Raw genomic sequence first — 9579 nt, forward strand, 5'->3', positions numbered from 1 at the left:
GTTTTTCGCTTAGCGAAAAACGCAACTAAAGATTGAAATGTATGGCTGGAAAATGACTAGTTGAGAATGCCCAATACATTCGCTACTGATATTCATCAGCACAAGTACTGATATTCATCAGCACAAGTACTGATATCCATCAGCATAAATACTAAATAAAAATATTTTGTTTTTATAATTGATGAAATTTAGTTATTTTTGTGCTCCGAAACTTCGGGATTAAAAAGACAAAAACTTCAATATGGACATACACGAATACCAAGGAAAAGAAATATTAGCCAGTTATGGTGTAAAAGTACAACGTGGTTATGTAGCAAATAATCCGCAAGAAGCGGTTGCTGTTGCCAAACAATTGACTGCAGAAACTGGAACTGGTTGGCACGTTATTAAAGCACAAGTTCATGCTGGTGGAAGAGGTAAAGGTGGTGGAGTAAAACTGGCTAAAAACTTGCAACAAGTTGAGGAATTGGCTGAGCAAATTATTGGTATGCAATTAATTACGCCTCAAACTAGCGCCGAAGGTAAAAAAGTTCATAAAGTTTTGGTTGCTGAGGATGTTTATTATCCAGGTGAAAGTGAAACTAGCGAATTTTACATGTCGGTTTTATTAAACAGAGCAACTGGCAGAAATATGATTGTTTATTCTACTGAAGGTGGAATGGATATTGAAGAAGTTGCAGAGCATACGCCACATTTAATTCACAATGAAGAGATTGATCCAAATGTTGGATTACAAGGTTTTCAAGCTAGAAGAATTGCTTTTAATTTAGGACTTTCTGGAAACGCTTTTAAAGAAATGGTTCAGTTTATTGACGCTTTGTATAAAGCTTATGTTGGTTCTGATGCATCGATGTTTGAAATTAATCCGGTTTTAAAAACATCTGATAATAAAATTATTGCTGTTGATGCTAAAGTAAATCTTGATGATAATGCGTTGTATCGTCATCCAGTTTTGGCAGAATATAGAGATGTTAGAGAGGAAAATCCAATTGAAGTTGAAGCAAAAGCCGCAGGTTTAAATTACGTTGATCTTGACGGAACTGTTGGTTGTATGGTAAATGGTGCTGGACTTGCAATGGCAACAATGGATTTAATTAAATATGCAGGTTTTGAACCAGCAAATTTCTTGGACGTTGGTGGAACTGCAGATGCAAAACGTGTAGAATTGGCTTTTAGAATTATCTTGAAAGATGCCAATGTAAAAGCTATTTTGATTAATATTTTTGGTGGAATTGTTCGTTGCGATAGAGTAGCGCAAGGAGTTGTTGATGCCTATAAAAATATGGGTGATGCAATTAAAGTTCCAATTATTGTGAGATTACAAGGTACAAATGCTGAAATTGCTAAGGAATTAATTGATAATTCTGGTATGCCAATTTTATCTGCTGTTCAATTTCAAGAAGCTGCAGATCAAGTTCAAGCTGCTCTTTCTTAGTAAGATAGAAAATTAGATTCTAAAATAAATTCAGAATGAATATAGAAAATCTCAATGTGAATTGGGATTTTTTTTATTTAGATATTTCTTCCAATTCGTCGGATTGATAAATTCTAAAACCAGAATTATTCTGTAAAGCAATTTTAATCATTGCATTAGCTACAGTTTTTGCTTCAATAGGTTTGTATTTTTTTAAACTTCCAATAAATACAAATGGAAAGAGTTTACTAAAAACTGAACCCATTTTTTCGACTAATCTAAATTCGGTTCTGTTTCCTAATAGTAATGATGGTTGCAGAATTGAAACCGATTTAAAGCCAGATGATTTTAAAAAATATTGTAACTCGCCTTTAGTTTTTAAATAAAAATTAGTAGAATTTTTATCAGCACCAAGTGATGAAATTACTAAGAATTGTGAAGCTTTATTTTCTTGTGCAAATTGTGAAAACTGTTTTGGATATTCAAAATCTACTTTTCTAAACGCGTCTTTGCTTCCTGCAGTTTTTATTGTAGTTCCAATTGTACAGAAAAAATCGTCTCCTTTTATTTGGTGTTTTACTTCTTCTATTTTATCAAAATTTACTAAAACTTGTTCTAATTTTGGATGAATTATTTCCGATTTTTTTCTCACAAAAATAATTACTTTATCATAATGAGATGATTGGAGTAAATTACTTAGTAGTTCTTTACCAATTAATCCTGTGCTACCAATTAATAAAGCTGTTTTCATAAAATGTGTTTTAAAAAATTTTGAATTCAAAAATTAAAAATAAAATTATAAATACTCCAATACTATTAATTACCAATAACTCCACAAAATTATTTTTTTCTTTAAAGGTTAAGAATGCTGGTATTGTAAATAAATTAATTATTAATATGAATGGAAACACAATGAGCCCAAAACCCATAGTACCAAATCCAGAAAAAACATTAGTGATATTTAAAGGAATAAAATAGAATAGGTTAGTGGCAATTAAAAATACTGCAAGAATCTTATTCAGAATTTTTAACTTAGCATTCAATTATTTTTTAGCTTTTCCGTTATTGAATTTTACTTTCTCTACAATTTCAATTTTTTTTGGTTGTCTTTTTTCTTGAAATTTTGCTTTAGCAACTGGTTTTTTCTTTGCAATAGCTTTTGGAGTTTGTTCGCCACGAGATTCATTAAACTCGGCAGAATATTCTTTTTTTACAAATTCTTTTTTCACAAATTCTTTCTTTGGAGTTATTGCTGCTTTATTTTGTTTCAAAACTTCTGTTGGGTTTTTAGGATTTTCTTTTGTTCCACGTAAGTGAATAATTAATCCGTTAAGGAAATTTCTAAGAATTTGGTCGCCACAAAGCATAAAATCAGAATGATCTTCGGCTCTAAAAATGTTTCCAATTTCGCCTTTTGAAATTCTAAAATCTACTAATTCTAAAATCTCAATTATTTGGTCGTCACGCAATTGTAATGCAACACGTAGTTTTTTAAAAATATCATTGTTATTCATACTAGAAATTGTTTGTTTTTAATTGTTCTCTGTTTATTTTTAAAATCTTCCATCTGCAAGCTTCCAACTTCCATCTTTTTAGAAAAGCCAAAGGTACGCCTTTTTAAATCCTTCGCGCCATAATTTTTCGTTGTGTTGACCACCTTTTACTATTACTTTTTTATTTAAATTTTTACATTCACATCTAATAGTGTTTACTTTATATTCAATACTTTCTAAATCTTTAATTACATCATCATCGCCTTCATTATCGCCACATAGAAAATAGATTTTACTTTTTAGTTTTTTAGTTTTATCAGTTAAGTCAAAAATTTCTTTTCTGTTGAACCAAAATGATGGTGAAAAAACTCCAGCTTTTCCAAATATTTTTGGATATTTGAGTAACGCATAATAAGAAATTAATCCACCAAGCGAACTACCAAAAATACAAGTATTTTTTACATCAGATTTTGTTCTGTACGTTTTGTCTACAAATGGTTTTAATGTATTTACTGTAAAATCTAAATAATTATCTGCATTTCCACCACCATATTTTTCGTTTTTAAACGGCGTTAATTCTTCCATTCTTTTTTCGCCACCATTCTCTATACCTATAACTATTACTTGAGCGTTCAAACTGTCTAATGTTTCATCAATATTCCATTCGCCTACATAAGATGTTGTTATATCAAATAAATTTTGAGCATCGTGCATATAAATTACAGGAAATTTCTTAGTTGAATTTTCATAGTTTTTAGGTAGATAAATCCAAATTTTCTTAGTTGTGTTAAGTTGTGGTGCTTCAATAGAAAAAGTAGAAACTTGTTTGGAAGCTGTACTTTGTTGCCCAAACGAAAAAGTAAAAACGAGCAGAATAAATATGGATATTAAATTTTTCAAAAGAATAAATTTTAAAGTTTTACAAATAAATACTATTTTAGCTAAAAATATACTTTGTTTATGCCTACAAAAATACAAAAATTGAGTTTGCTTTCAGATATGATTTCATTTGCTCAAGTAGATGGAAAATTGCACGAGAAAGAATATTTATTTTTATCTATGATTGCTGTTCAGCTTGGTGTTGACAAAGATACTTTTGACCAATTATTTCATCAAGAAATTAAGACAGAATGTATTAAAAGTGAATTTGAACGCATTCAGCAATTTTATAGATTAGCTTTATTAATGCATTGCGATGGCGTTTTACACGAAAGAGAAAACATTGCTATTCACGAAATAGGTGTAAATATGGGATTGAATCCGTTTGCCATAAATAGAGTTTTGAAAGCTATGGCTAAATCGCCAACAAGAATGGTTTCGCCAGATTTTTTATTAGAAGTTTTTCAAGAGCAATTGAATTAATGAATGCTTATTTTTAAAACTACTTTAGTTCCTATTACTTCATAATTATTATCTTTAATATCTTCATATACAATAGAATTAGTATTTTTTTCATTCCATAATTCTAGTCGTTCTTCTATAGAATTAGTAGAGAATGATTGATGATTATTTTGATTTTTAGCTTTGATTTCGGCTGATTTTTGTCGCCCAATTCCGTTGTCAATTATGGTACAAATGATGTATTCTTCGTTAGCGTCTAATTCAAAATTGATGCTTACTTTTTTAAGTCCGCTTTTGTGTAGCAAACCGTGTTTAATGCTGTTTTCTATAAAAGGCTGAATGAGCATTGGCGGAATTTCGTGGTAATCTTCATCTATTGTTTCACTGTTTGTAATTTTATATTCAAAATCAGTTTTGAAACGCATTTTTTCGAGTTCAAGGTATTTAGTGAGAATATCAATTTCTGTTGAAAGTAGAATTTGCTTTTTGCCTGAAACGTTTAATATTTGACGTGTTAAATACGTAAAATTACCCATTTGTTCGTTGGCAATTATCTTGTCGCCAAACATAAATTGGTCTTGAATACTACTCAATGCATTAAAAATAAAATGGGGATTCATTTGGCTTTTCAGCGCTTTTAGTTCACTTTCTGTTGCTTTTTTCTCGGCTTCAATGGTTTTCTCTGCTTCAACAAGTTGCGATTTTAAAAGTTCGTTTTGTTTTTTGATTTTAAAACGATTAAATAAAACATACGATGTTATTAAAATTGAAATAATGGCAATGGCAAGTATTATTGCAATGGTTTTTTGACGTTGTGATTCTAAATCGGCAATTTTCTTTTGTTGGGATAATGCTTTTATTTGGGCTTCTTTTTTTTCGGTTTCGTATTTTGTATTTACATCTGAAATAATTTTTTGTTTTTCTAATCCGTTGATATTTTCATTAATTTGAAAATGTTCAATACTCTTAAAATACGCATTTTTATAATCTTTAATTTCAAAAAAAGTATGCTGTAAAATCTGTGTAGCTGATAAAAGTGAATTTTTGTCATCAATCTTTTTGGCTATGAATACTGCTTTTTCGAGATAGTAAATAGCTTTATTTCGATTTTTAATTTGTAAATTTATTTCTGCAATATTTTTATAAATTTGACTTAAAAAATTTTCAAAACCCTCTTTTTCAGAAATTTCCATTGCATCCATTAAATACGGAAGTGAAATATCATATTTTTTTAATCTAATATATTCTTCTCCAATATTACTTTTAGAAAGTGCTATACCAAAACTAATGTTTTTGTTTTCACAAATTTTCAATGTTTTTTTATGATATTCAATCGCTTTTTCGTGCTCTTTTAAAGATGAAAAAGCCATTCCGATATTGGTTAAAATTGCAGCTCTATTTTGAGATTCTTCCTGACCAGTTGAAATTAGTAGACTATCCGCTTGTTTAAATATAATTAACGCTTTTTTTTCTTGATGAATTCTAGTATATAAACTTGCCAAATTACTCTTTCCAATGATTTGATTATTTATATCTCTAGTCTTTTCAGATATTGACATTGCTTTATTGTAAAATTCTACTGCTTTGTCATAAGTGGCTTGTTGATAATAGTAATTTCCGATACAATTTAATGCTCTAATTTCTCCTATTGTATATTTAATTTTTTTGGAAATTAAAAGTGCTTGATTGGCAAGCTCTAAATTTTTATATGAGTTAGAAAAAGTGTTGGCAACACAATAATCTACAATTAATTCGACTTTGGTAGAATCATTTTTCTTGTAATTTTCAATTTTTGATAATGATTTATCGTTTTGCCCAAAACAATTTATTAAACCAAATAAAAAAACGATTACTTTTAATTTCATAACCTAAACACTAATATTTCCAATATAATTATCAAACTCATTTTTCTTTTCTCGTGCAACAGGAATTACTTTATTGTTTTCAAAAACTAAAGTAGCACCATCTCGTTTGCTGTATTTTTTTATTTGTTGAATATTTACCAAATAGGAACGATGCACTCTAAAAAAGCGAGAATCGTTGGATAACAACTCATGAAACTCTTTAATTTTTTTACTTACTAAATATTTTTCTTTGTTTGTATTAACATGAGTATAAGAACCATCGGCTTCAAAGTAAAGAATATCGTCAATTTTAATAAAAACCAATCCGTCAGAAAGTGGTAAAGCAATTTTTTGCAATTGATTTACAGTAATGTTTTCGCGCAAGGCATTGACGTTGTTCAAGATTTGATTTTGTCCTTGTAATTTTATAGCTTTTTCTATCGCATCTTGTAGTTTACTTATAGAAACAGGTTTTAACAAATAATCTACCGCCGAAACTTCAAAAGCTTGAATGGCATATTCTGAATAAGCGGTACAAAAAATAGTAACAAATTTTGGGTTGTCAAAGTATTCAAACAAGGCAAATCCGTTTTCATTGGGCATTTCAATATCTAGAAAAACCAATTCAATATCATTCTTGTTGATAAGTTTTACGGCTTCTTTAACATTTTCAGCTTCTGCAATAACTTCTACACCTTTGCAATGTTCTTTTATAGTGTTAAGCAATAACGATCTTGCATGTGCTTCATCGTCAACAATTATGGCTTTCATAGTTTCTATTTTCTAATTTCAAAAATAGTAAAATAATGTAGAACTTAAACTACGAATAATTACCGTTTATGAAGTCAAAACAACTTTTCGTGGTAAATTATAAAATTTAACGCTTCATTAATAGAAAAATCTCGACATCAGTTTATGAACTCAAAACAACTGTTAGTGAAGTTGTTGCTCAACAATGAGATACATTAAAATACTTTTGCACCATAATTTAAAACTTAAATAATGAAAAAACTATTACACTTCTTAGTACTTTTTTTTGTAATTGGTATAGCCAATGCACAAACACCGATTTATCAATTTGATTTTGATGGAAACACAAACAGTTCAGGAACAGGAACTTTTAACGGATTTACAAATACTGGCGCAGGAATCGCAACCTATGTAAACAATAGATTAGGTCAAACCAATGAAGCAATAAACATTCCTAATAATTTAACGTTTGCTTACAATGGTGTAAGTGCAAATGCACCGAGTCTTCCTGTTGTCAATAGTGCTAGAACGTTATCTTTTTGGGTAAAATTTATTAATGATACTGATGATAGAACTTATATGCCGGTTGGTTGGGGAACGAGTAGTGTTAATCAAGCATTTGGATTTTGGAGAAACGGTGTTCAAAATACATTCTACACTTGGGGTGCAGGAAATGATTATAATGTGCCACAAAATAATTCACAAATTCAAGCAACAAATAATGGTTGGGTACATATTGCCATGACACATAACGGCACAACACTAACTATTTATTATAATGGTGTTGATGTGGGTAATTATCCAAGAACATTAAACACATTTGGACCTTCAGATTTAACACTAAATCGATTTGTTAATAATGGTAATAGTGCCACAGGTGTTGCACTTCAATTAGATGATTTGAAAATTTATAACACGGCATTAACAGGAACACAAATAGCTTCGTTGTACTCTACTAATACTACTGGAACGACACCAGCAATGCCAACAATTACTAATGTTTCGGCTACGAACATCGGCAATACCACAGCAACTATCAATTATACCGTAAATGCTAATAATGCAGCAACAACTACAGAGATTAGATATGGTACTAGTCCAGGTGGAACATTACAAACGCAAACTGGTGGAAATGCTTCTGGAACTACACCAACTCTTCTATCTGTATCGCTAACTGGTTTAACACCTAATACAACCTATGATTATAATGTTTGGGCATTTAATAGTGAAGGAACATCTTTTTTAAATTCATCGCTAACTTTTACAACAACAGGTTCAACAGCAGTGCCAGTAATTACTTCTGTAAATGCAAGCAATATTACAAATACTGCTGCTACAATTAATTTTGATGTAAATACAAATGGAATTGCATCACCAACAAATATTTTTTATGGCACATCGGCATCTGCATTAACGAGTTCAGCATCTGGTCCAGTTGTTACATCAAATAGTGCTACAAATCATACAATAAACTTGAGTAGTTTAACGCCTAATACTATTTATTACTATTATGTAAGGGCTATTAATGCCAATGGACAAACTGCTTCTGCAGTAAATCAATTTACAACATTAGCGACACCTGCACAGCCAACGCCTGTATATCACTATAAATTTTCAGGTAATTTAAATGAAGAAAATGGTGGTCCAGCTCTTAATTATGAAGCAAATTCTGGTACTTATTCTTTTGTAATTGGGAATAGTGCTTTGGCTTCTAGTATGAGCGGAAATCAAACACCAAATTTTAGCGCAAGCTTACCAAATTTACCGCAAGGTGCTTCTGCAAGAACAGTTTCTATACGATTGAATATTGAAGTAAGTGAAACATTTTCTTTTCAAAATAATATTTTTGCTTGGGGAACACCAACAGCTAATCAGGCTTATGGATGGTCTCAAATTAATGCTACACAAGGTAGAAATTATTTTTGGGGTTCAGGCGATTATACTTTTTCAAATACAATAAATCCAGGAACTTGGTATACCATAACGTTTGTTTATGATGGAACAGATGCTAAAGTATATAAAGACGGTGTATTTCTTAGCAGTACTCCAAGAACATTAAATACAACTGGAACTAATTTTTGGTTAGGAAGTGTTTTAGGTGGTACTCAAAATTATTTTAATGGCTTTATGGACGATTTACAAATTTACAACAGTGCTTTAACAACAGCTCAAATTGCAAGTTTGAATGGCGCTATACTTTCAAATGAGGATTTCAATTCTAATAATTTAAAATTCAGCTTATATCCTAATCCTGCAACTGATATTTTAAATATTGATTTAGAAAGTGAATTTCAGTCGGTAGAATTTTATTCTTTACAAGGTCAAAAAGTACTAACAAGTAATTTAAAAGTAATAAATGTATCTAGTTTAGCTTCTGGATTGTATATGGTACGAGTTCAAAATAATGTTGGTACTATTGCTACCAAAAAGTTAATGATTAAATAGTTATGAATTTATTTAATAAATATAAACTTGAATTTACTTTGATAATTTTATATTCAAGTTTGATAAGTCTAGGAATATATATATTCCAAAAATAAGTAGTAGGTTTTTTTAATGAAAATTCGCAATCTAGCAATAGGTTGCGATTTTCTATTTATTTCGATTGAAGTTTTAAAAGAGTTGTTGAATAAGAATTTATATTTTACAAAAGAAATAAATTTTTAGCCCTGACAGCAATGGAAATCCATCTTGTTGCATTTTTCGCGTAGCGAAAAACGCAACAAAATGATTGGAA

General features: G+C 30.0%; 8 protein-coding genes. 3 read left to right on the top strand and 5 right to left on the bottom strand.

Annotation, left to right across the window (positions count from 1 at the left end; genetic code table 11):
- Positions 1-241 precede the first annotated feature (241 nt).
- A complete protein-coding gene (gene sucC, locus ACH2BC_RS02490) occupies positions 242-1435 on the top strand; it encodes an ADP-forming succinate--CoA ligase subunit beta (protein ID WP_395052409.1) in 1194 nt (397 codons plus the stop codon).
- A gap of 73 nt (positions 1436-1508) precedes the next feature.
- Here sucC and ACH2BC_RS02495 read toward each other — a convergent pair whose 3' ends face one another.
- The 3 genes from ACH2BC_RS02495 to ACH2BC_RS02505 form a co-directional block, all read right to left on the bottom strand.
- Positions 1509-2165, bottom strand: coding sequence for an NAD(P)H-binding protein (locus ACH2BC_RS02495; protein ID WP_395052410.1), 657 nt, complete (start codon positions 2163-2165; stop codon positions 1509-1511).
- Positions 2166-2457: 292 nt separating this feature from the next.
- Positions 2458-2928, bottom strand: coding sequence for a DUF1456 family protein (locus ACH2BC_RS02500; protein ID WP_395052411.1), 471 nt, complete (start codon positions 2926-2928; stop codon positions 2458-2460).
- A gap of 78 nt (positions 2929-3006) precedes the next feature.
- Positions 3007-3807: an alpha/beta hydrolase gene (locus ACH2BC_RS02505; protein ID WP_395052412.1), complete on the bottom strand. Its 801-nt coding sequence runs from the start codon at positions 3805-3807 to the stop codon at positions 3007-3009.
- 60 nt (positions 3808-3867) lie between these two features.
- Between ACH2BC_RS02505 and ACH2BC_RS02510 the strand changes: the two genes are divergently transcribed.
- Positions 3868-4269 (top strand): excinuclease ABC subunit B, encoded by a 402-nt coding sequence (locus ACH2BC_RS02510; protein ID WP_395052413.1) that lies wholly within the window; start codon positions 3868-3870, stop codon positions 4267-4269.
- On the opposite strand, the gene ACH2BC_RS02515 is transcribed toward ACH2BC_RS02510, so the two are convergent.
- Positions 4266-6113: a tetratricopeptide repeat protein gene (locus ACH2BC_RS02515; RefSeq protein WP_395052414.1), complete on the bottom strand. Its 1848-nt coding sequence runs from the start codon at positions 6111-6113 to the stop codon at positions 4266-4268. The genes ACH2BC_RS02510 and ACH2BC_RS02515 overlap by 4 nt on opposite strands.
- Positions 6114-6116: 3 nt before the next feature.
- On the bottom strand, positions 6117-6863 hold the full coding sequence (locus tag ACH2BC_RS02520) for a LytR/AlgR family response regulator transcription factor (RefSeq protein ID WP_395052415.1): 747 nt from the start codon (positions 6861-6863) through the stop codon (positions 6117-6119).
- 231 nt (positions 6864-7094) lie between these two features.
- Between ACH2BC_RS02520 and ACH2BC_RS02525 the strand changes: the two genes are divergently transcribed.
- Positions 7095-9287, top strand: a complete 2193-nt coding sequence (locus ACH2BC_RS02525) for a LamG-like jellyroll fold domain-containing protein (protein ID WP_395052416.1) — start codon at positions 7095-7097, stop codon at positions 9285-9287.
- The last annotated feature ends 292 nt before the right edge of the window (positions 9288-9579 follow it).

The sequence above is a fragment of the Flavobacterium sp. genome, assembly GCF_043760115.1.
Taxonomy (GTDB): domain Bacteria; phylum Bacteroidota; class Bacteroidia; order Flavobacteriales; family Flavobacteriaceae; genus Flavobacterium.

Coding starts and splice junctions, on each gene's coding strand:
- sucC (WP_395052409.1), top strand. CDS start 242: ATGGACATACACGAATACCAAGGAAAAGAAATATTAGCCAGTTATGGT.
- ACH2BC_RS02495 (WP_395052410.1), bottom strand. CDS start 2,165: ATGAAAACAGCTTTATTAATTGGTAGCACAGGATTAATTGGTAAAGAA.
- ACH2BC_RS02500 (WP_395052411.1), bottom strand. CDS start 2,928: ATGAATAACAATGATATTTTTAAAAAACTACGTGTTGCATTACAATTG.
- ACH2BC_RS02510 (WP_395052413.1), top strand. CDS start 3,868: ATGCCTACAAAAATACAAAAATTGAGTTTGCTTTCAGATATGATTTCA.
- ACH2BC_RS02515 (WP_395052414.1), bottom strand. CDS start 6,113: ATGAAATTAAAAGTAATCGTTTTTTTATTTGGTTTAATAAATTGTTTT.
- ACH2BC_RS02520 (WP_395052415.1), bottom strand. CDS start 6,863: ATGAAAGCCATAATTGTTGACGATGAAGCACATGCAAGATCGTTATTG.
- ACH2BC_RS02525 (WP_395052416.1), top strand. CDS start 7,095: ATGAAAAAACTATTACACTTCTTAGTACTTTTTTTTGTAATTGGTATA.